Here is a 23,154-nt window from a genome sequence, read left to right as displayed (position 1 = left end):
ATTTTAGAATTGAAGGTTTACTCCGATAGTGTAAGTGCGTGGCACTGGGTAAGTTCCCATGTCCAGTCCTACACCTCCTATTTCAGGGTCAAGGCCCTCATAAGGCGTAACGGTAAGCAGGTTCTCAGCAGCAGCATAAACTCTTATGCTGGCACCTGACCTGATTCTACTCATAAGCTGAACTGGCAGCGTATAACCTATCATTAAATTTTTGATGCGGAAATAGTCCCCTTTCTCAAGGTACCAGTCAGAAGCAGTACCGAAGTTCAGGTTTGTGTCGCTGGTAGAAAGCCTAGGAATAGAGGCGTCAGTGTTTTGTGGTGTCCACGCATCCAGCACAGCACGATCCAGGTTATAACCTTGCAAACCTGCGTTATAGGTAGAGTATTTATAACCTGTCAGCAGCTTAACACCTGCTACGCCCTGCCCAAACAAGGTTAAGTCAAAGCTTTTCCACTGCAGGTTCAGGTTAAGGCCATAGGTTACGTCAGGCATGGCATTGCCCATGTACACACGGTCATTGTCATCAATCTTGCCATCTCCGTTTACATCCCTGAAGATCAGATCACCAGGTTTAGCGTTTGGCTGTATCAATTCCCCTTGTGCATTAGTATAGTCAGCTACCTGTTCTTCTGATTGAAAAATGCCATCGTGAGGTATGAGGTAGTAAGAGTAAAGTGGCTGGCCTGGCGTAGAACGGTAAGGAGAGAACATACTGCGTACATTCTGGCTATGTACAATGTAGTCATTGCCGTACCCATCCAAATCCTGTAGCTCGTTTTTAAGGGTGGTTATATTTCCATTTACCTGATAAGCCAATTCACCAATGTTACCTCTGTAGCCAAGTGCAAGCTCCAGACCTTTGTTCAGTACCGTTCCAACGTTTCTGGTAGCACCATTTTGTACCCCAACGTGTCGGTTAGGGTCTACCGGCAATATTAGCCCTCTTGTATACTTCTCATAATAATCAGCAGTAAGTGTCAGGCGGTCGTTAAACATGGCCATATCCAGACCGATATCGAAAGTCTCCGAACGCTCCCACTCCAGCCCTGGGTTAGACTCTTTGTTGATGTAGTAAGCCTGTTGAAAAGCAGGAGAAGCACCAAGATAGGCGTTTCCTGACTCCAAAGGCACATTGTAAGCATAGTAATCAACCGACTGTATGTTACCAATCTGCCCCCAAGATGCTCTAAGCTTCAGCATCTGGAAGAAATCAGCGTGAAAGAAAGGCTCAGAGGAAATCTTCCAGGCAGCAGAAGCCGCAGGAAATATATCGCTGTTATTATCGGCATGCAAACGTGAGCTCTCGTCGCGGCGCACACTACCTGTTAAGAAATAACGGTCATCGTAGTTGTAGGAGATTCTTCCTATTGCAGAGGTTAAGGCATCTTCATACACGCTACTGGTTGGCCTTTCGATAATCTCTTTGGCATTGCCCATGTATTGAAACCACTCATCCTCCCGGTCAAAGTTCTGACCTCTTTGCCAGTTGTATCCGTAGTTGGTATGCTGTGCCGAATAAACAGCCGTTACATCAAAAAAGCTTTTACCAACGGCTTTCTGGTAAGACAACTGATTATCCCATATCCACTTGTTTCTGTTTGCCTCACTTTGCGTCAGGTAGTTCATGGAGTTAGGCTTACCCGGTTCCGGAATACGCGGATCAAATCTTTTATAGGAATCGCGCAATACGTCTATGCTGAAACCACTCCTGAACTTCAGGTTTGCCAGCGGGCTATACTCTACATAGGCTGTACCATTAATGTTAAGGCTAGGACTATTTACGGTTGGCCGGAGCAGTAATGCTACAGGGTTATAGGTATCACCATAAGAACCACCGAATGAACTTACCAGATCATCAGGCACAACCCCATGAAAGTTACCCGCTTCATCATAAACAGGGGCGGCAGGCGGCATATAAATGGCGTTTATAATGGTACCTGAGTAACTATTTGAAGTATTTGTTCCCTGTGCATTACTCTGGTTAACGTAGAGGTTCTGCCCCACCCGCACCTTATTACTAAAATCATAATCCGATTTTATCCTGAAATTATATCGCTTCAGGTTTGTGTTCAGCAGTATGCCCTCTTTATTCTGATACCCGAAGGAGGATAAATAGCGGCCCTTGTCGTTACCACCGCTGATGCTGGCGTTAATGTTATATATACCACCCGTCCTGAATATCTCATCTATCCAGTTGGTGCGTGTTACCTGTCCCCAAGGGTTCTTTGCGGGATCATGAGCATCCGGGCGAGAGGCACCAGCATTATCTGCAGCCTGGTTATACATTGCTGATTGCTCTGCGGCATTAAGCGCTTCCGGCAATTTATGAGCCGTTTGCCAGCCATAGTAGGTGTCTAAGGAGATTCTTGGCTTTCCAGCCTTACCACTCTTCGTAGTAACTAATATAACCCCTGATGAAGCCTGTGCTCCATAAATGGCAGCAGCAGAAGCATCTTTCAGAACCGTATATGTTTCAATATCTCTTGGGTTTAATGGACCTCCATAATATGGCATACCATCCACTACCCACAAAGGAGATTCACTGTTGATGGTACCGGCACCTCTAATCACAATTTGAGGCGCGGCCGAAGGGTCTCCTCCACTTTGTGTAACTATTACACCTGCCAGATTCCCTTGCAGTGCATCAGCAACGTTTGAAATAGGGCGGTTTGCTATTTTATCAGCATCAGGAAGTGTACTGATTGCTGTGGTGATATCTGAGCGTTTGGCTGTACCATAGCCGATTACCACCACCTCATTCAGACTTTTAGTGTCTTCTCCCAACACTATATTAAGCTGACTTTGATTGTTAACCTGCACCTCCTGGCTGGCAAATCCGATATAGGAGAAAACCAGAACTGGCTGTTCAAAGCCAGAAACATTAACGGAAAAGTTTCCATTAACATCAGAAACAGCACCTTTAGATGTACCCTTCACAGTAATTGACACACCAGGCAAGGCCTGACCTGTGTTATCTTTTACTATGCCCGATACTATTTCGCTCTGCTGTTTCTCTCTGATTGTTTCCGTCGCAACAGTTATGGAAATCGTCTTGTTATCTTTCCTGATCTTCAGATTGCCCTCTTCGGATAATATCTTTAGGACCTCGTCCATGGATTTATCCTCAGCTCCGACAGAGAAGGTTTTGTTCAGCTTTGCCACCTCATCGGTATAAGCAAAATGGTACCCTGTGTTAGCCTCTAATACCTTGAGAATATGCGGGAGGCTATTTTTTTTTCCAGGATAACTAACAAGGGATATTTCATTGGCTTGTGTATAAGCAGGCAACGAAGCAGTACCCATCAGCGCCAGAAAGAGCAGCGGATATCGCTTTCGAGAGACCACTTTGTTTTTTACCCGTAGTTTTTTTTGCATGATTGATAGGTTATAAAGTAGGATGATGTTGAAGTTTTAACTCGCCAGATGCTGTTTTTTCACAAGTAAGATCAAGCAGAAAGCACACACTCTGCACCACATGCTTCAGTGGTTCGTTGTCGTAACGGGCTGTTATCGTTCTTTCAGATAACCCGGCATCATAGGTAATCTGCACTCCGTACCACCGCTCAATTTTGGCAATAGCTTTGTCGATAGGCAGTTTATTAAAAACAAGTGACCTGTTTGTCCAGGCATAGTCGTTCGCAGCTATGTACTGTAGCTTTTCTAACTTACCGGCCGTTTCATTAAAACAGGCTTTTTCTGATGCACATAAGAGTACATGTTGAGACTGGCCCGTGATTTTTTCACATACTTCCACTAGCCCTGTAGCTACTGTTACGGCATGTTCCCTATCGTGTGTATTGATGTTAAAGGAGGTGCCAAGCACACGGGTGGTTAGGCCTTTTGTTTCGACAACAAAAGCATGTATAGTATCCTGCTTTACCTTAAAAAAGGCTTCTCCATTTAGATACACCCTTCGCTCTTGCTGATTAAAATCGCTGGCGCTATACTTCAGTTCACTGTCGCTGTTAAGCTTTACCAGTGAGCCATCGGGCAGCACAACTTCTTTTTGTTCACCTGGCGCAACTACAACAGAGATAAACTGACTGGTTTGTACTTTTGCTGATGTACTACCTTTAAAGCCCAAATAAAACAAGAAGCTCAGCCCCAGTACCAGCAAAAAACTGGCAGCTACCTTTATAGTTAAAACACTGTACCACGCTGGAAAAGGCTTTTCTGCTTCTGGCTGAACAGTTAATTTTCGCTGAATTCGGTTCCTGATTTCCTCAGCAGGTTCCCCAACCTCTTTCCAGACAGTTTCATTATCCTGCTTCAGGTGTAGAAAGAACTTATCAATTGTTTTGCTTTCCCTTTGGCTAGCTTCACCTTTCAAATATTTATAAAAAGCCTGCTTCCAGTACTGTTCTTTGTTCATGTAAATGCCTTTCACCAGTAAGTATCAGAAACTGGGATTTCCACTTAGTGAAAAGGCTTTATCTGTTTGTTAAATCAACCAGTTAATTATTAATAATAACATAACCGGATTAAGATTGCTTTTCAACAACTTTGTTGCCTGATACAGGTGATGCTCCACAGTGCGAATGGACATGCCTAGCTTTGTGGCAATTTCGTTCACACTTAGCTCGTCGTATCTTCTTAGAATAAATACTTCACGACAACGGTCCGGTAACTTATCGACGATGTGATTGATTTGGAGGTGTAACTCCTCGTGCAGATAAGTCTCCTCGGGAGACAATACCTTATGCAGATTTTCTAGTAGTTCCAGATTTCGGACAGGTATGCTTGTACGTGATAACGTGATGAAAGCTTTATTCTTAATCATCTGAGTCAGGAAAGCTTCGGGATTCTGAATCATAAGAGTTTTTCTCCTTATCCACAAGTCCATAAATACCTCCTGCACCAGGTCTTCTGCCTGTTCCTTGTCACGCAGCAGGTTATAAGATATGGAAAAGCAGCGTTTCCATTGCTCATCGAAGAACTTGTGGAAGGCTTCCATAGAGTCATTCTGAATGCTTTTCCATGTTTCTGCTAATATCATTTAACCCGAATAAATTTGCAGACAAAGTAAGCAGCCAGCTGTTACCTGAAAGCAATGTCAGGATTAAGATATTGTTACTTCCAGGTTATGAGGTGTTATCAAGAGTGAAGTTATTATTATCAGAAACTTTAGTTGGCAAACGGAAGCCCGAGAGAAAATACTTTGGAATGTTATAACTGATTTTCTTTGATATACTGTGACTTAAACAAGAAAGAGTCAGTTTGGCTCCTTCTTGTTTAAATTTACATGTTTGGCTCCTTCTTGTTTAAATTTACATGTCTTAAAATAGGTTTACACCACAAAAGATGTAGATAGTAATTTATTCATTCTTATAAAGAAATGTAATGAAGCATTTATAACCATTAATACGCCCTCAGTTTACTTCCTATATTCACAGTATCCTAGCTAATGATGTTGCTAAAGGACTTACCAAATGAATCTTTTATTAGCCCTGATTAAGGCGAGCAAAAAGACCATTAAAATTTGTTTGCAGCTTACTTCACAATCGCCTCCTTCATTCTGAAAAGCAGTAATCCTGCAACATATACCAGAAGTACACTTAGGAACAATTTTACGAGCCCACTATAAGCCGTAGTAAAATCAGGAGAACTGGTGGAGGTATGCCTTGGCTCCCTATCGTAATCGGCATGTGTAAAACCAACCTGGTTAAACAGGAATGGGTAATAAAACTCCCGCAGCTCACCATGGTAACGGGTGGCGCTTTGCAGGAAAGCCAGGTGCGACGGCAGGTCAGATCCAGTCATGGCATTAAAAACTCCCTGCACATTGACAGGCACTGACAACACGCTCAGACGCTCTACTAACTGATGGCGTGCCTGCAGGCTCTCCTGGTAATCTCTTGCCAGATCGGCTACCGCCACATCTCCCAAATGCTGAAATGCATAATACCAACGCCAGGCAAAGCGGCCCTGGATCTCAGTAGTATCAGTCCACTGCGGGTAAAGGGTAAATAATTTATTCATTGTTTCACGCTTCGGCTTATCCCAGCCGCCATGCACTTCCTCACGCTGTTTAATAGTCAGTTCCAGCGCCTGCGGAACTGGCTGCTTTATGGCCACGTATACATTCAGCAGGGCAGGTATAATAATAGTCAGCATCAGCCAAACACCCAGTAACGTTACGGCACTAAATGCGGAATTCTTCTGCAAAGCCGCCACCAGGAAAGCTACACCAAACCAGAACAAAGTGTTTAACACCACCACGCCCAGCCAAAGCGCCACCCGCACATCAGGACTTACCTGCTCCCACAGCATGGCTATAATAGACAGCAACAGCGCCAGCCCCATCACAATCAGGACTCGGAAAGTAAGCTTCGCTCCTACTACAAGCGGCAAGCTAATGGGCTGCGACATCAGCAAAGGCAAAGTTCCCTGCTCCTTCTCCAGCGAAAGTATATTAAAGCATAGCCCTATGATGAGCAGCGGAAACAGGTACACCAGCACAAAAGCCAGGTCGAAGTTTCCTGATAGCACTTTTAGCGGATTAATATTCTCAGTGTCGTAGAGCTGAGACTGCAGGTTCAGCAGGCGCAGCTTAATATAGTACGGGTTCACGTCGCGCTGCCCCATGGAAAGACTGGCCCAGGAGTCGGGGTGGTTCACGGCGAAGGTGGAGTGGTAGTAGCCAATATCTCCAGCATCCGCTTCACCAGGAAACTTTACTTTCATCTCCTCTACGTTATGCTCCGTCAGCACATCGAGCGCTGCTATATTTTCCCGCTGTCTTTCTATTTCAGTAGTACCGTAGTAAATGCCGTACAAGCCCGCGAAAAGCGTCAGCGTGGTAAGTATCAGCAGCCCTTTATCAGCCTTGAAGTTGAGCCATTCGAAATTTATCAGTATCCAGAATTTTTTCATCGCTTATGCAACTTTTGTATTATCAATCAGCCTGAGTCCTAAGGTGCACACCAGCACCAACCAAAGCAGCAGGGATACAAGAGATACCATGTGGTTACCCAATGCCCAACCGGCGTGCGGCGTTTCATACACGAAAGGTTTGAAGTTCTTCCAGGTGTCGCTGCTCAGGCGAGTTTCCTTGTCGCCATACTTTAGTTGCGTAGCCTGAATATGGTTCAGTTCCTGTGATTGGTTGTAGCGGTACCGCTCTGCCATGTTCTGGAAGTGAATGTAATGACTGAAATCTGAACCGGCCATACCCATCGATAAATGGCGCACAGCCAGATAAGGGTTCAGCAGACCTGTATATTCTGAGATACTGTTCTGCTTTTTGAATATATCTGTCAGATCATCGAAATGTGCCTGATACACCTTGCTGCTATGCTCCTCTCCTACGGCCATCAAGATCCCATCAAAATTCACAGGCAGATCTTGCAGCTTAGCCACCTTATACTTCTTGAGTAGCTCCTGCTTCAGGGTCTCCGCACGCGCATCGCTGGAGTTGTGCCCGTCTATTCCCTTAGCCACCTCCTCATGCACGTCCGCATCCATTTGCGCTTTAGTTGGAGTTGTATACAGATTAGCTCCCAGGTTGGCAGTTGCTTTAGGAGTGATCACGCAGAGGAGAATCCAGATGCCGAGCAGGGTTACCAAAGCCGTACTGGAGCGCTGGTGCAGTGCCGACACCACTACCGATAATACTATAAAGATGAAAAAATACACCAGGTAGAACAGCATAAACAGCACAAGCCTAACCAGCAAATCGTCTTCCATTTCAAAGCCGCCTCTGCCAAACAACAACAGGCTGGCCAGCACCAAAGCAGGTGCAACGACTAGCGCCACTACTTTACTGTAGCCTGCTATCTTGGCCCATGCCACCTGCCGGAGCGATACGCCCTGGCTCAGCAGTATCTGTAGTGTGTCTGTCTCCTTCTCCTGCGTAAAGGCTCCGAAACAAAGAAAAATAATAAGCAGTGGAATGAGCATCTGCAGCACAAAAGCCACGGTCATCTCTCCGAAGCGGATAAGCGAAGAAGACTGCTGTGCCTGGCTGAAGTTGGCGCTGTTTTGCCTGTGCGCCTCCATGTACACAGAGGCACCCGTATAGGAATCAATTCCAAAATCCAGAAAACTGATGCTCGACTTTGGACGGAAGGCATAAGAGCCGTAGTGCGCCATGCGGTGCGGGTGGCGATCAGCGGAATTGGCAAACTGATTATTCACCTTCTCTTGCGCTATAGTACGTTCTTCCTGAAGGGTTTGGTAACTGTGCAGCCCCACGATGGTTGCGGCCAACAACAGCAACAGCACGATAATGCTCAATGCCATAAAACGGCTGTCTCGGAGAGTGGAAAGGAATTCTTTTTTCGCGATGCTTCTTACCATGTTAAATGTGCATGTAGTTTAAGTATAGTTTCTCCAGTTCATTCGCCTCCAGGTCGGCAGCAGGCAATACATCTACAAGCTCACCTTCGCGCATAATACCTACACGGGTACCCATTTCCTTAGATCTAAAAATATCGTGTGTGGCCATAAAGATGGCGGTGCCCGCACCGCTGAGCTGCATCAGCAGTTCCGAAAACTCATTACTGGCTTTGGGGTCAAGACCAGAGGTCGGCTCGTCGAGCAGCAGTACTTTGGCATGTTTGGCCACCGCAATGGCAATGCCCACTTTCTGACGCATCCCTTTTGAGTAGCCCCCTACCCTACGGCTAATGGCTTCTGCTGGCAAACCCGCGTTTAACAGGTAATGCATCAACTCCTCTTTAGAATAATCAAAGCCTGCAAGGCTGCTGAAAAGGGCCAGGTTCTCCAGCCCCGTCAGGTTTGGGTACAGCATCACGTTCTCGGGTATATAGGCCAGGGACTCTTTTATCTTCGTGACATTCTCCGCTACTTCTATTCCATTGATATAAGCCGCACCTGATGTTGGTTTGATAAAGCCTAAGAACAGATTGATAGTAGTTGACTTGCCCGCGCCGTTCTGGCCCAACAGACAGAAAATCTCCCCTGCCCCTATCTCCAGGTTCAGACCTTTCAGCGCCAGCTTATCCTGGTACTCTTTTCTGAGACCTTTTGCTTCTAGTATAATATCCATATGATACTTTTGGTTTAGTTAATTCTGGTTAAACAGAAGTCATCGATAGCCTATGTTGCGCATTTTTTTGTTCCCTTTTAAATGGGAACATCCTTATCGATTCTTATTCTTTATGAGCATCATTAAAAAGTATAGCCAACTGTGGTCATAAAATTCCTTGGTGCTCCCGGACTGGCACGGAAGTAGTCATAGCCACCGACAAAGTAGCGCCTGTCCAAAACATTATTCAGGTTAAAGCTGAACTTAAACTTGTTGACGTTGTAAAATAAAGCTGCATTTACCACCGTATAAGCAGGCCAGTAATCCCAAATCAATTCGCCTGTGTTCACAGCGTTTACCTGCACTTCCATTCTGCGTCGGCTAACATAGTTACCGCCAACAGCCACTCCTATTCCTCTCAAGGCGGGTACCGTGAACGTATACTTTGTCCATAAACCTGCTGAGTGCTCTGGCGCGTTGGCCGCCATCATGCCATTCTCAGTATCCAAGTCAGCATTTAATACTTCTGTATGGTTAAAGGCGTAATTAGCGTTCAGGGTTAAATTCGGCAAAATGTTCCCTGTTAGCTCCAATTCTACCCCTTGTGAGCGCGTTCTGCCGTTTTGCCTGTAAATCGGATTCCCTTCCTCCGTTAGCTGAAAAGTATTCACCAAGGTATTTCGCTTCTCGATCTGATAAAGGGAAAGTATTGCAAACAAAGCCTTCTGAAAGAATTCCCCTTTCAGCCCAGCTTCTACTTGGTAGCTGGTTTCGTTGCTGAAGGGTTCGCTTCGGCCGTACCGCTCAGGGTACTTGATGTACTGCGGATTGATGGGCCTGAAGCCCTGGCTGTAGCTGGCAAAGTAGTTCAGGTTATCGAGTAGCGAATAGGTAAGCCCGATGCGTGGCAGCAGCACATTCTGCTGTATGTTCTCTTCCCCGTCTCCGTAATTCCGCTCATCACGGAACATCTCATAACGCAGGCCAAGCAGCAAACCAAGTCGATTGGTTACCTCCAGTTGGTCCTGCACGTAAAGGCCTGTGGTGTGGTACACATTGTTGATATAGTCGATAAAGAATTGCGGCAGTGGGCGCCGAATATAATTGATTGTGTTCTTTATCTCATACACAGGGCTCTTCAGGTCAAACGTTAAAGGTACCGCCTCACCGTTTATCATTTGCTGGCGGGCTTCAAACATAGTGCTGTTATTGTCAGTATCGAACTTCACGTAATCGGCACCTAACACAATTTTATGGCTGATACTGCCAGTGTTGCGGTTCAGCGAGAAATAGGCAGAAAGATTATCTGTATACTCCTTCGCCAAACGCTCAAAATAACGCAGGTTCATGACGGTGTTCAGTGGGGCATCGGCAAAAGTATTCAGGGTGCGGTGCTCTTTAATATCCTCAGAGTAGGCAAACTTCATATAGGCCGCGTTAAAAGACAGCCATTCATTAATTTTATGATTCAACGAGGCATTGAGCGACAGGTCCTTCACTCTGAAGTGGTCGTTCGGCTGATTCACGGCAAAGGAAAAAGGCAGCGCAAACAAATCGCCACCCTGTATCGGTAAGCCACGATCCAGGTATCCATCAAAGCTGCTGTATACTAACTCAGCATTAATGGTGGTGTTATCTGTGGGCCTGAAAGTAACGGTTGGCGCAATCATAAGCGACTGGCGGTCGTTTACATCGCGAAATGTCTTGGTGTTTTCGTAGCCAACATTTAGCCGGTATAACACAGACTTGTCTTCGTTCAGTGCCCCAGTAAAATCAAGTGTAGAGCGAATGGTCTGGAAGCTCCCCACAGAAAAACTTACTGCTTTACGGGCTTCCTCCAGAGGCTTTTTCGTTACCATATTAATTGTTCCGCCAGGGTTGATATCGCCGAAAAGAGCAGCCCCTGGTCCTTTCAGTACCTCAACCCTTTCGAGATTGGCTGTAAGCGGCACCCGAAAAAAACCGTTCCCATAGCTATAGCCCGAGAGCAATCCGTTTACCAGACGAAAGCCGCTTTCGTAACCGTTCCGAAAACCGCGCACCGTCAGATCGTCATAGCTGGAGTACTGGTTTACACCTGCTATGTTCTGCACCACATCATTCAATGTAAATGCCTGCTGATCTTCCATCAGTTCTTTTGTCACCGACGAGATCGTCTGCGGTACGTCTATCACCAGACTGGCTGTTTTGGTACCTATAAAGCTGTAGTCGCTCTTATAGGTGGTTTCTTTTCGGCCAAGCACTTCCACCTCCTGCAAAGCATTAGTGCTGGCACTCAATGTAAAATTCACTGATGCAGTTGGGGTTTCCTCGCTTAGCACCACCTGAAGGATTTCGACATTGTATCCCAAACCCTGCGCAATAACTGTAAACTCACCATAGCCCAACCCGCTGATTCTGAAGCTACCATCTGGTTCTGTGATGGTACGCTGGCTATTTTCTTTGAGCACGATGGAAACTCCTTCCAGGCTGTTCCCACCCTTTGCGATTACCTTGCCGCTTATGGCACCAGTATTTTGCGCCTGTACCGCAAACTGGATGAATACCAGCAGCAGCGTAAATAAATATTTTATCATACAGATTTTAAAGTTAGTATATAAGGCTGCCAGGCTCATTCCTTCAATAATGAACTTGCGATGGGAGGTTTATTTTCTTTTTTTGATTTAGTTGATGTGCCCGATGCTAAACAGACCGTCGCCTTTTTTGATGGGAGGATTGAATGTCTTGTAGAGGATGACACCGTCTGTCGGGCAGATGACATCGGCTACATGGTTGCCGAACAAATCGGTGATGTAGCCCAGCCGCATACCCTTTCTCACATAGTCGCCGCTGGTCAGGTCACTGTAGAAAAAGCCTTCGTGCTCGCTTTCAACAGAAGTGCGTTGCGCGATCATAACGGGACTTGCTACCAAGACTGGCTTGCCTTCCAATAGCTGCAGGTGGCGCATCAGACTTAGCAGGGCTTGCTGAATCTGCAGCACCGGTTTTTCCTCCACAATGCCCTTCCTGCCGCACTCAATGTCAACGGCAGGAATGTTGCGTTTGGTGGCCTCGCGGGAGCAGTAAATGGATTCCTCCGTCAGGCTCTGTTGGTTGCCAAACTGCACGATAAAGTCAAAGCCCAGGGCCACTGCCATCTGCCTCGCCTTTTCCGAGACAGCTGGCATATCGTAATAGTTGTAGTAGCCCGAATATGGGCGCAGGTCGTTGTTGGCATCCCCCGCGTGCACATCTATAAAATAGTCGCAGCGGGCAATTATCTCATTTGAAATAACATAAGCTAATTGCTCCGTCAGGCTTCCGTGCGGCTTACCAGGAAAGACACGGTTCAGGTTCTTGCCGTCCACAGGGTTCACCATCAGTGAACGTTGCAGAAAAGCGGGCACATTGGCCATGTGCACCAGAATGACGGTGCCGCTCATTCTAGCAGGATCAAGATGGTTCGGTAGCTGCTGGGCAGCCATGATGGGAGCATACTCCAAACCATGAACACCAGCGGTAATGCCTAGTACAGGGCCCTTTTTGGCACCGTGAAAGACTGTGACAGGTATAACGGTGCTATCTTCTCCGCTCACTACTGGTATCAAAAGGGACAGTTTAGTGCCTGCTTTGATTTTCTCACCTGAGAAGGTGAACGGCTTAAGATTTGCCTGTGCAATAGTAAGTTTAAATACAGAGATAAGTATAAATAGGTATAGCAATGAGATCTTCATCGTAGTATCTGAAAGTGATAGTATGGTATGATAGATAGGAAAGGAATAGGCGGCACTACTAAATCATATAGTAGCAGCTTCTAGTACATTTTACAGTAGGTTAAGTATAGAGTCAACCATGGCCTATACTTGATCAAAGCCTGCTGTAGGATCCACATGAATAAAAGTAAGGCAGTAGAATTAGCTATATGCTTCTCCTCTAAGAAAAATACCAGCACATCAAGCCATGCACAAAGCATAGAAGAACTCCCATTGAGCAGCTACAGGATGTGCCTCGCTTGTTTACAGATAAAATGCATCTGTAGTAACAGTGATACTGCACTTAACTTTTAAACATTCAGAAAGGAAAATTCAGGCTACAGGAGGCCCACGGAGATAGATGTTGTTGGGGAAAGTAAACTTCCAGACATAGCTGTAAGGTTCTATGTAATAACCTGTTTTTGGTACTAAAGCAAGTTCAAATAAGAAATAAGGAGGTACGAAGTTTTCATTATAGAGATCATCCACATCGCAATGGAGATGGGCTACACTGACCACAACTTCTGATGTTGGCTTATCTTCCGTATGCTTATGCTCATGCAGGGCCATTATCGCAGCCTCCGGTGCCATCACTCTGCAAAAGAGCACCAGGAAAAAGCATGCGATATATGAATGATAGTGCCCCATCTAATACTATATGAATAGGCTTTATTATATTTTTTGATTTTTTTACATAAACAAGCTGAGGAGCAATCTCTGTGACAACTAATATATGCAATATCGTTGCAATTATAAATATAGCTTTTTGTCTTTGCAAAGATTTTAAAGAATAATTCAAAAACAGGATCAGGAAAAGGTATTATCTCCAGTCATTGCTGTCATCCGCAACACTGTTATTTGAGACAGTAGCTGATCAGGATAATAAGCATAATGCTTCCCTTCTTTTGAGATCTTAGCTACATCATCAGAATCCCCTTTTACCTTACTATCTAAATATCTCGTTTGTAAGCTTCTGTAAATTATCAGTAGAGGAGACAATCTCTAACCACTGCAATTTGCTGCTGAAAGCAAACTCAATAGAGATTATAGCAAGCTAACTTTTGTTATCTGTCGCTAACACTTCCTCTAGTTATAAAAGTAATTGTTTACCCAAATAGTAACTATGCTCAATTAAGCATGGCTTATGTCAATCTGAAAGGCTTTGAGTCCAATTGCACCTGGTAACTCCTCCACCTCAAACTGCTTGATCTCCTTTCCAAGTGTACCTTTCTTCTGCAACTGGTTTATCAAGCCCAGGTACTCCTCTCCCTCTGCTTCACTTGAATACACAACCGTCAGCTTTCCCACCTCAGTGATGCGTTTAGTCTTTCCTTTAACATGAGCCTTATCCACCCGTTTCTTCACAATCTCAAACTGGGCACTGTAGCTGCCGTCAACATCAAAACGCCTTTCATCCATTCGAAAGCGCAAGGTGATCGGTGTAGAGTATACCATTACCAGCGTAGTCACTTCCAAAGGATACGGAAGCTCCGGCTTTGCATGATGATGAGCGACTTCCATCTCACAGAGCACCTGGAGCTGCCACAGACGCAGCCTTTGCAACATTCTGCTGCTGAATCTCTGCTTAGGTGACACGGAGGAGCCAACGTACAGGTCATGCTCCACTCCATCCGTCTTGAAGCGCTCGTAGTAATGCGGAAATATGGCCTGTGCCTCGGATTGCCTGGCATCTATGATTTCTGATAGTTTTTGATTTATCAAAGAAATGGTAGATTGGTACCTTCTCCGATAGAAGTGGAACTCCCCCTGCTCTTTCTCGGTTTGGCTGAAATAGTTCTGGATGGCAGTAAGATTACTCTGCTTTGAAATCTGCTTTAACCGTGGATGGATATGTGTGTTAAGGTATTCGTTAATCAGCTGCTCCGTACCCGATTTAAAGGGAAGGGAAAGTTCCTCCAGAAGCCCCTTTAACTGTGGCATCTCTTCCAGAAATGCTCCATATATATCGTATTCCACTAACCCTTCTATAAGAGACTGAAGTGCCTTTAACTGGTTCTGCAGGTCTTGTTGAACACACTGGCTCCGTATCTCAGACGATCCTTTAATATCCACCTGCCCGTATAAGGGATACACCTCAGGCAGCACGATCTCTTGCGGCGTGTAATCTCTCCCCAACAAACGGTTAGAGATAAGCTTTTGCGCCTCTGCCCGAAACATCCAGTGAACACTGGGGTGAATAGCGGTATATCTATCATAGATTACCGCCTGTACCTGGTCCTGCAGCTCAGCTACACGACGCTCGATCGTGTCTGTCAAGTAGGGCATTACCACCTCCAGCTTGTTGGCGTTGATACTATTGAGCTCTCTCGGCCTTGTAGAGACAACCTCCAGAACCCCAAGCAGTTGTTGATTCCTGACAACTGGAGCCAAGATAAAGCTTTGGATGCCCTGAGCCAGAAAACGCTTCCCTAGCTGACTTAAAGGGTTCTGCTTGAGAAACTCAGCCGTATCAGAAACGGCAAAATATGTTTTCTCCTCTACTATAAGATGGTACGAACCAACACACAGTGCCTCCCTTACATCTGCCACCCCATCATTTGGCAGTATAAAGCTTTGCATTTGCCGTCCGTACACATCATTACTGAAGCTGCTTTCTTCTTCGTTATAGGCTGTATAGCCAACCCGTATCCCGGCATTGCGGTAAATAGAACGGAAGATAGTTTCCATGCTTTGCTGCAGGCCTGAAGTTTTAACCTGTAGGAGCTTCTCTTTCAAGATAGAAACGGCGTTTTCAACCGTTGCATCGTATAGAGACATGAGCGCAAATCCTTGTAGTATCCAGCTTTCCCTGGGAAACTTCTCTTTCCACAACTCCAGATTCCCATAACTGTTCATCAACAGGTTAATGTCCTCCTGTGTCAGTGCAATGCTTTTTTCAGTGGGCAGTATCTCCAGAAAATCTGCATTGTAAAGTATGCGATAATGCTTGGTGATACCATCAGCGGTAGGTATGTCGTAAAAAAGGGGCTTTGTGAAGTCAAGCTGTGTACCGTAGTATTGGTTCAGAATCAGGCAGCAACTCATCACGTAGAACTGATGTTCATCAAAATCCCTGATGTTAAACTGAAAGTCTGGGCCTGCCGCCTCAAAAATGTTACTGAAGCGTTCCGTTCTGTTAAAAATTATATTAGTATAAGGAATGGAGACTGCCTTAATCTCATTCCGCGAAAGTTCTGAGGGGAAATAATCAGCCAGTAACCCGTTAATTAAATCAGCATGTTGCTCAATCTGTGAAAAGTCCTCCAAACCATACCTAAGTTCTGGAAACGGTGAAACATCACGCAACAAGGCAAGTTCCTTTTCCGACACCTGATTCTCAGGCTCTGCTGCTGCCTGTTCAAGCTTAGAGATTATCTGTTCAAAACAAAGTTTTATCTGAAAAGGAGAATTTGATAAATATCCCCCCTCTATAGGCATGAGTCTCTTTTGCATCAGGTTTTAAATCTATAAGATAAAACAACCAATCTTCACTTGTTATCGGGAAAGCATGCTGCTACAGAATAGGCTAGTATTAATGCCTAGTCTAAGCCACTATACTTGACTTCTGTTCCACCAGACAAAGTACGTTTCCTGACACTACTCAAGCAACTTTACTGTGTGTCTAAGTGTTTTATTTGGTTCTATACAGCCTTTTCTACAATACCATTTATCATTAGCCAGTTGCGAATGTACTTTCGCTTCTTCCTTCTTTTTTTGATATTATGTCAAGCTCGGTCTACCTGAACTGCCTGTATATCGTCCTTTAGCTATAGATTCACCATTTCTAAAATCTCCTTTTCAGGTAATAGTTCAGCAGTAGCTTAATTTCAGGAGACGAGGGGTTTAGCAACAGGTAATGTCTTCAGTTTTCCTGCAATTCCAGGACTAACCAACGCAGCACCTTTCAAAAAAAATTAACCTTGTTAGGTGTTTAGGTTAATATATGGCTAAGCATAATATTTAGAGGCAACAAAGAAGGCTACAACTGATAGAATCAACCCAAACATAAACACATTGTAGGCTATTTTAAGCATGCGGTACTTTTTTCCTAATACCACTCCTTGGCTAAAGACATCCCGCATCAGGCCGAGGTAGAGAAAATCTCTGTCATCCATCATCTGCGACATACCTTGAGCATATTTATCGAAGGGCATACGGTAAAAGTTGCCAAAAAATAAAAGGTTTACCTTTTTCTCGTCTACCTCACGCTGAGAAAAAGTACCTTGTGGCACGTGCGGTCTGGTGGCAAGAATTGAAAACACGATGGTCGTGAGGCAAACTATCAACAGCATAATAGAGGGAATTGTCAGGTATTCATTTTGCTCTATCTCCCTAACTACTGTACTAAGCAGCACAGATACAATAATGGAATTTACCGTTATTAATATATTGGCTTTGGTATCTGCCTGATCACTCAAGCGTTGACTGTTGTTGGAGGTGACCCGAAACATTGTTTCAACGCCTCTATCGGGCCTTTCTTTCTTTGCTTTTTTCCCTTTACCCTTTCCTTTCTCTATCTCTTTTTTTTGGAGGAGGTCCTGTATCGGGTCCGCAACCCTTGGTGCCGCCTTCATCCGAAGCTCGTTCAGGTTTTGCAGCTTCTTTTCATTAAGCAGTTCTTGGCAATAGCCTGTGTAATAGTGGTGGGCTTCCAGCAAAGCGATGGTAGATTCACGCCACTCTTCTTTACTAATGCTTATATGATTCAGCGCTTCCACCTCTTCCCGAAGCAGCCGGCTTCGCTTCTTAAAATCATCTGTCCCGAAGTGAAACAAATCTGCGTCTTTTATTATTTGCTCCACCATGTTCGTTGGCTCCCGCCACAGTGCTGTTGCAAGTATACAGTTTTGTATAGCCTCTATAGCTTTTTCATCCAAACCTTTATCCGCTAAATAAGCGGCAGCTCGCTGCGCCCCTGCCTGTTCGTGATTTTGAAAATCATCCATATAACCTATATCATGAAACCAGGCTGCTGTTATCAGCGAGAAACGTTCATCATCAGCTAACTGGTAGTAGTTGGCTATTTTACCAGCGATAGCTACTACCTGCTCAGTATGTTCCAAGTTATGATAAACCAACAAAGGATTAGAGTGAGCCTTTATATAGGATTTTATAAAGGATTCCGCATCTTGTAATAGTACTGAATAGTTCATGATTGTAGAAAGGTAATGAATCCTTAGAAGCCCTTTAATAAGGTTATATTACATTTAAACCAGTTTAGCCAGGTCGTATTCACCTTCGTTTTTAAACTTAAGGCCTGTTCAGCTTACTGCTGATCTCCTGATACGTATTCACAGCTTATCAGATCGGTGGGTGCTTATGACCAAAACCAGAGATTTTATTCTTTCCCGGCTGTGTCCCAACTATCCGTTCGGAAAGGAACAGCTGGCAGCCCTTCCTTGTTAATCAGATTTGAGTTAGGGTTATCAGCCCAGGCATACCGCACCGCAACAGGGTTCTTTACTTTCCCGGAGCTAATCACCACGCTATTTCCGTTAATCACAGCATCTGCCCAATAGAACCGTTGGTCCTTGCCAGCAACAGCAAAGCCTTTCAGCTGGCCACTGCCTCTTACGGCCAGCCCCGAGCCCGTCTCAGAGAATTTAATTTTTATCTTATTTCCTTCTATCTCATAGCTTTGGAATAAAGGGCCATATGCCTGCACAGACTTATCGTAAACCAGTTTCTCAGCCAGCAAGGCAAGTCTTCTGCCTACCTCCTGCTTGTTTTTCGGATGAATATTATCTGCTTCCCCAATGTCAATAATACTGGCCATTCCGGTGTTTGGCTGAGCAAGTGTCATCGTCTGAGCCTCGCGGAGCACCGCCCAATCGCTTTCGGAAGGTTCAGACTTCGATTCCATATAGTTGGCAAGCTGTACGTACAAAAAAGGCAGATAGCCCTGTCTCCACCTGATTCTCCAGTCACTAATTAGCATAGGGAACAAAGCGCGGTAGTCGTGGGCGGCAGCTACATTATCCTCGCCCTGATACCAGATGAACCCCTTGATCCCATAGGGCACAATCGGGTTAATCATGGCGTTGTAAAGATAGGTAGGGTATCTGTGGTAATTGTTTATCATTGGGATAGCCGGTTCCAGATCTTTCTGGTATTTCCACGAGCCGGCCAGGCTCACCCTAGAGTTGCCATCGGTTATGTACATCTCCTCGGCAGGTGGATTGAAGCCACCACCGCCCCACAGAAAAGCTATACGAACGGCGATAACATTCTTCCCTTTTTTCACTAATTTGGCAGGTATACTGTAATGATGTATCGGCTCAGCGTTCCATACGTTTTTAGCAATCTCCTTGCCGTTGAAGTATAAGGTATAGTTCATCTCTGGATGGCCGAGGTCGATGCTCAATTCCTTACCTCCCATACTAGATGGTATACTTACAGCTTTCCGCATCCACACCAAGCCCTGGTAGGACGGCATATCCATGTCTTTTAGGGTAACGGGCATGGTAAGCTCAGCCCATTTCGAATCGTCAAACCCTCTCTTCGGAATGATTTTATCTGTCTTGTTCTGCGAGTTGTAGACAATCTCCCAGAAGCGCACCAGATTTAAGCTATCCTTTACAAAATGATTCGCAGTAATTAAATCGTTCCGAAGGATTCTATCATGCGTGATGGATGATGAAAGTAGCTGCTCACGGCTGGTCCATGCCTCAACAGGTGTGCCGCCCCAGGTGGCTTGGAGTATTCCAATCGGCACATCCAACTCAATGTGCAGTTGCCTTGCAAAAAAATAGGCCACTGCCGAGGCTGTTTTCACACTGGCCGAGTCTATAACCTCCCAGGAACCGCCAAGGACATCACTTTGGGCATGAATATTTTTATCATGGGGTACATTGAAATAACGGATGTCTGGATAATGAGCGTTCTTTATTTCCTTTTCCGCGTTCATTGCCTGCTCTACCTGCCACTCCATGTTCGACTGGCCTGATGCCAGCCATACATCACCTATAAGCACATTCTTGAACTCGTTAACCAGCTGAGGCTGGCTTCCCTCATATACCCGCATGGCGTAGGGGCCTCCCGCCTGCATGGATGGCATATGCAGTATCCACTTTCCGTCCTGGCCGGCAACTGTTTTCACACGGTTCCCTTCTAGCTCCACTGTAACCTGATTTCCAGGGTTAGAGGTTCCCCAAACAGGAATGTCTACCCCTCTTTGTAGCACCATACTATCACTAAATACCTTTGGTAAATTCACTTGCCCATAAACCATAGAATGGGAAGCAACTAGAATAAGCATAAGAGCTATTCTAATGAATGAGAGACGGTATAAGTATCGCCTTGTTTTTAACTTTATGTTTTTCATTTTATCAATTATAGATAATAGAGCAGCACATATTAGATACATGTCTTCATATAATACAGTATCCCTGCTTAACATTGCTTACCCTACTTCCACTTTAGACCAAAGTGGGTTATTACATTCACGTGCATGGGCAGCTGAAATATCGCAGATTAAACAGCAAAAGCGACAAAGATTAGCTCTTTAATCTGTGATATTTAATCAACGGAAGGCCTTGTAGCCGTTGCAGAGGACTTAAGCTTCAGAACTGCTGGCTTTAAATCTTTTGCAGTTGCTGTTAACGTTATTTCCCCGGCCTCTTTCGTTGCCTGGATGATAATCTGGGCCAATCCGTTAAACAGCTTCCTTTTCCAAGGGGCTGCTGGAGTGACTATCTGTACTGTCCCAGGGCTAGTATTTACGTTATCCCATTCATGTTTTTTGGGAATAGGCGTCGCCACTATATCAATCCTATTCCTCCCTGGTTTCAACATAGCTTGGTCAAGTTTAAAAGCATTTCCGTCTACACTTTCTTTCAGGTTCTCCCCTATCTCTATACCGTTGATGTAGATAGACTGCTCTTTACCGATGCTTTTATAAAAGAAAGTAATTTCAGCGCCGGAAAAGTCTTCGGGCAGCTCAAAGTTACCGCTGTAAAGGTATGCTGGTGCCAGGTTTTTATAGTCTCTGTTTTCAAAGGCTTTCTTCCACGTGCTGGCATCTGTCTCAGATATAGCATCGAGGCCCTCATGCATCTCTTGCAGTGGCTTCTCCTTTAGATCAACTATACCAACAGTTTGTATTTCCTCCACAAATTTCTCTTTCTCTAAAGAAGTAGGATCTCCGTTTCCGACACCAATGATCTTTCCAGGCCCGCTGAGTTGGAAGGTTATTTCATTACCAGCGGTAGGCACTTTTAGCTTTTGCTTATCGGCAACAGAAACTGTTATAACAGTAATATCTTCTCCATCTGCCTGAAGTGAGGTTTTGTGAGCATCCAGTTTAACAGCTGCAGCCTCCCCTGTAGTTTTCACCACTTCAGAAAGTGCCTTCTTCCCGTTCTTATATCCTACGGCTTCCAGCGTACCTGGTGCATATTTCACTTTCCACTCCAGGTGTGAGTTAGGCTTCATTTGCTGCCTGCCCAGGCTCTTTCTGTTCAGGAACAACTCCACCTCATCGCAGTTGCTGTAGGCCCATACATCTATTTCTTTCCCCTCCTGCCCTTGCCAGTTCCAGTGCGGCAGCAGGTGCAGCGTCGGCTGGTCCGACCACCAGGACTTAAGGTAGTATACATTGTCTTTCGGGAAGCCGCACAAATCCATCATCCCGAAATAAGATGTTACCGATGGCCATGTGTGCGGAGTGGCCTCGCCCCTGTAATCGAAACCAGTCCATATAAACATACCTGCCAGCCAGGGGCGGTTGGCGTAGAAAGTCCAGCCTTCTTCTATAGAGTAAAAGGAAGGGCGGGGCTTCTTATCATAAGCTGCTATATAATGTTTCTGCGGATCTGTTACATACACACCTCTGGTGGCAAAGGTAGAGCCCTCTTCTGTGCCCATAGCTGGCTGGTCAGGAAACTGGTTATGGTGTGCCTCTATGTCGCCGTTGCCCATGTAGTTGTACCCCATCACCTCAATAACGTCGGAAATACCACTTTTGAAGCCACCGCTGATACCAGCGTTTATGGCCCGCGTGGTATCCAGGCTTTTGGCATATGTCTGCATAGTGCTGGCTATTCGGGCGCCGGTAACACTGTTTTCAATGGCCCACTCTTCGTTGCCTATCGACCAGCTGATAATGCTGGGATGGTTCCTGTCCCTAATAATCATTCTTTTAAGGTCCTCCAGCCTCTGTTCCGAGGTGCCCATTAAGCGGTTCTCGTCTATCACCAGCATTCCCAGGCGGTCGCAGGCCTCCAGCAATTCAGGAGTGGGAGGATGGTGTGAGCAGCGATAGGCGTTGGAGCCCATTTCCTTCAATTTTCTGATGCGCCAGTACTGAAGCTCATCGGGCATGGCCGTACCTACACCAGCGTGGTCCTGGTGGTTGTTGGTGCCTTTCAACTTCACGTGCTTCCCATTCAGGAAGAAGCCTTCTTTGGCATCAAACCTGATTGTCCTGATGCCAAAGGCGGTTTCATACTGGTCCTCCTCCTTGTTATTAGCCAGAACGGTAGTCACTAGCTTATATAGATTGGGACACTCAATATCCCAAAGCTTAGCGTTGGCAACAGGAAGCTCCATTTCAATCTCCTGAGTTTCGAATGGCGACAGTTTTAGGTTGTCCTTTCTTTTGCTGGCTACTGTCTTACCATTGGCATCTACAATGGTTTGCACAAGCGAAAAGGCTTTCGCTGCCTTGTCCTCATTAATAATGTTTGCTCTTGCGGTTATCTTCGCGGTGTTGCTGCTAAGCTCGGAGGTCACAAATGTACCGTTGGGAGCTACGTGCAAAGGGTTTGTCTTCGAAAGCCACACGTGCCGGTAAATGCCCGCACCTTCATAGAACCAACCTTCCTCCATGGTGGCATCAACCCTAACGGCAATAACATTATTTCCCCCGTAATTAAGGTAATCGGTAATATCATATTGGAAGCTGTTGTAGCCGCTTGGCTCAGTACCCACATAATGGCCATTTACCCAAACCATAGCATCACGAAAAACTCCGTCAAATTCTACTGAAAGCTTACGGCCTAAGTCTGAAAGGGGAATGTCAAAGGACTTGCGGTACCAGCCCACGCTTTTATCTGGGAAGTTACGGCCTATAGCTTTGAACCCATGGCTGAAACTTGCCTGGCTGCTAAAGCCCTGTTCAACCGCCCAATCGTGCGGGAGATCCAGCTTTCGCCAAGCTCTGTCGTCGAAGTTCGGATCCGCAGCTCCGTCACCATATCCGGCTTTAGCCAGATATGAAAAATAACTTGTGCCATTATTAAAATCCTTTTCAGTATCGGAAGGATGCCCGAAAGCAAAACGCCAGCCAAAATCCATTAAGAGCCGTTGCCGGTTGCTGTCGGTTCTTACCTGTGCAAAAGCACAGTTAACAAGTAACAATAAACAGATCAACAGGTGTTTCTTTAGACCAAACATAAATGAAGCTTAATGATATAAAGAGTAAAGTTAAAG

At 45.4% G+C, this 23,154-nt stretch carries 13 protein-coding genes; all 13 read right to left on the bottom strand.

Annotated features, from left to right (window positions below):
* Positions 1 to 3: 3 nt before the first annotated feature.
* The 13 genes from LN995_RS14095 to galA all read right to left on the bottom strand — a co-directional run bounded on the left by LN995_RS14095 (position 4) and on the right by galA (position 23,118).
* Entirely contained in the window at positions 4 to 3,378 is a 3,375-nt protein-coding gene (locus tag LN995_RS14095; RefSeq protein WP_229961721.1) for a SusC/RagA family TonB-linked outer membrane protein, read from the bottom strand.
* 10 nt (positions 3,379 to 3,388) lie between these two features.
* On the bottom strand, positions 3,389 to 4,375 hold the full coding sequence (locus tag LN995_RS14090) for a FecR family protein (RefSeq protein WP_229961720.1): 987 nt from the start codon (positions 4,373 to 4,375) through the stop codon (positions 3,389 to 3,391).
* A 69-nt stretch (positions 4,376 to 4,444) separates the two neighbouring features.
* Positions 4,445 to 4,999, bottom strand: a complete 555-nt coding sequence (locus LN995_RS14085; protein WP_229961719.1) for an RNA polymerase sigma factor — start codon at positions 4,997 to 4,999, stop codon at positions 4,445 to 4,447.
* A gap of 494 nt (positions 5,000 to 5,493) precedes the next feature.
* Positions 5,494 to 6,876: an ABC transporter permease gene (locus LN995_RS14080; protein WP_229961718.1), complete on the bottom strand. Its 1,383-nt coding sequence runs from the start codon at positions 6,874 to 6,876 to the stop codon at positions 5,494 to 5,496.
* Positions 6,877 to 6,879: 3 nt separating this feature from the next.
* Positions 6,880 to 8,301, bottom strand: a complete 1,422-nt coding sequence (locus tag LN995_RS14075; RefSeq protein ID WP_262910494.1) for an ABC transporter permease — start codon at positions 8,299 to 8,301, stop codon at positions 6,880 to 6,882.
* A 1-nt stretch (position 8,302) separates the two neighbouring features.
* Positions 8,303 to 9,013, bottom strand: a complete 711-nt coding sequence (locus tag LN995_RS14070) for an ABC transporter ATP-binding protein (RefSeq protein ID WP_262910493.1) — start codon at positions 9,011 to 9,013, stop codon at positions 8,303 to 8,305.
* 122 nt (positions 9,014 to 9,135) lie between these two features.
* Entirely contained in the window at positions 9,136 to 11,568 is a 2,433-nt protein-coding gene (locus LN995_RS14065) for a TonB-dependent receptor (RefSeq protein WP_229961716.1), read from the bottom strand.
* A gap of 87 nt (positions 11,569 to 11,655) precedes the next feature.
* The gene (locus LN995_RS14060; RefSeq protein WP_229961715.1) at positions 11,656 to 12,705 is read right to left on the bottom strand and encodes a succinylglutamate desuccinylase/aspartoacylase family protein; all 1,050 of its coding nucleotides are present in this window, start codon (positions 12,703 to 12,705) and stop codon (positions 11,656 to 11,658) included.
* Positions 12,706 to 13,056: 351 nt separating this feature from the next.
* Complete coding sequence (locus LN995_RS14055; protein WP_229961714.1) at positions 13,057 to 13,317, bottom strand: hypothetical protein; 261 nt, start codon at positions 13,315 to 13,317, stop codon at positions 13,057 to 13,059.
* Between the two features lie 537 nt (positions 13,318 to 13,854).
* Positions 13,855 to 16,176, bottom strand: a complete 2,322-nt coding sequence (locus tag LN995_RS14050) for a GAF domain-containing protein (protein ID WP_229961713.1) — start codon at positions 16,174 to 16,176, stop codon at positions 13,855 to 13,857.
* Positions 16,177 to 16,670: 494 nt separating this feature from the next.
* Positions 16,671 to 17,876, bottom strand: a complete 1,206-nt coding sequence (locus tag LN995_RS14045) for a Pycsar system effector family protein (RefSeq protein ID WP_229961712.1) — start codon at positions 17,874 to 17,876, stop codon at positions 16,671 to 16,673.
* 185 nt (positions 17,877 to 18,061) lie between these two features.
* Positions 18,062 to 19,981 carry a sialate O-acetylesterase gene (locus LN995_RS14040; protein WP_229961711.1) on the bottom strand — a complete coding sequence of 640 codons (1,920 nt, stop codon included), beginning with the start codon at positions 19,979 to 19,981 and terminating at the stop codon, positions 18,062 to 18,064.
* Positions 19,982 to 20,241: 260 nt separating this feature from the next.
* Complete coding sequence (gene galA / locus LN995_RS14035) at positions 20,242 to 23,118, bottom strand: beta-galactosidase GalA (protein WP_229961710.1); 2,877 nt, start codon at positions 23,116 to 23,118, stop codon at positions 20,242 to 20,244.
* Between the last annotated feature and the right edge of the window lie 36 nt (positions 23,119 to 23,154).

The organism is Pontibacter silvestris (assembly GCF_020907275.1).
Taxonomy (GTDB): Bacteria; Bacteroidota; Bacteroidia; order Cytophagales; family Hymenobacteraceae; genus Pontibacter; species Pontibacter silvestris.
This window is presented reverse-complemented; position numbering and strand designations above follow the sequence as displayed.

Excerpts from the sequence above, each read along its gene's own strand:
- LN995_RS14040 (WP_229961711.1), bottom strand. The coding sequence starts at position 19,981 with ATGCTTATTCTAGTTGCTTCCCATTCTATGGTTTATGGGCAAGTGAAT.
- galA (WP_229961710.1), bottom strand. The coding sequence starts at position 23,118 with ATGTTTGGTCTAAAGAAACACCTGTTGATCTGTTTATTGTTACTTGTT.
- LN995_RS14075 (WP_262910494.1), bottom strand. The coding sequence starts at position 8,301 with ATGGTAAGAAGCATCGCGAAAAAAGAATTCCTTTCCACTCTCCGAGAC.
- LN995_RS14095 (WP_229961721.1), bottom strand. The coding sequence starts at position 3,378 with ATGCAAAAAAAACTACGGGTAAAAAACAAAGTGGTCTCTCGAAAGCGA.
- LN995_RS14050 (WP_229961713.1), bottom strand. The coding sequence starts at position 16,176 with ATGCAAAAGAGACTCATGCCTATAGAGGGGGGATATTTATCAAATTCT.
- LN995_RS14045 (WP_229961712.1), bottom strand. The coding sequence starts at position 17,876 with ATGAACTATTCAGTACTATTACAAGATGCGGAATCCTTTATAAAATCC.
- LN995_RS14080 (WP_229961718.1), bottom strand. The coding sequence starts at position 6,876 with ATGAAAAAATTCTGGATACTGATAAATTTCGAATGGCTCAACTTCAAG.
- LN995_RS14065 (WP_229961716.1), bottom strand. The coding sequence starts at position 11,568 with ATGATAAAATATTTATTTACGCTGCTGCTGGTATTCATCCAGTTTGCG.
- LN995_RS14090 (WP_229961720.1), bottom strand. The coding sequence starts at position 4,375 with ATGAACAAAGAACAGTACTGGAAGCAGGCTTTTTATAAATATTTGAAA.
- LN995_RS14085 (WP_229961719.1), bottom strand. The coding sequence starts at position 4,999 with ATGATATTAGCAGAAACATGGAAAAGCATTCAGAATGACTCTATGGAA.
- LN995_RS14070 (WP_262910493.1), bottom strand. The coding sequence starts at position 9,013 with ATGGATATTATACTAGAAGCAAAAGGTCTCAGAAAAGAGTACCAGGAT.
- LN995_RS14060 (WP_229961715.1), bottom strand. The coding sequence starts at position 12,705 with ATGAAGATCTCATTGCTATACCTATTTATACTTATCTCTGTATTTAAA.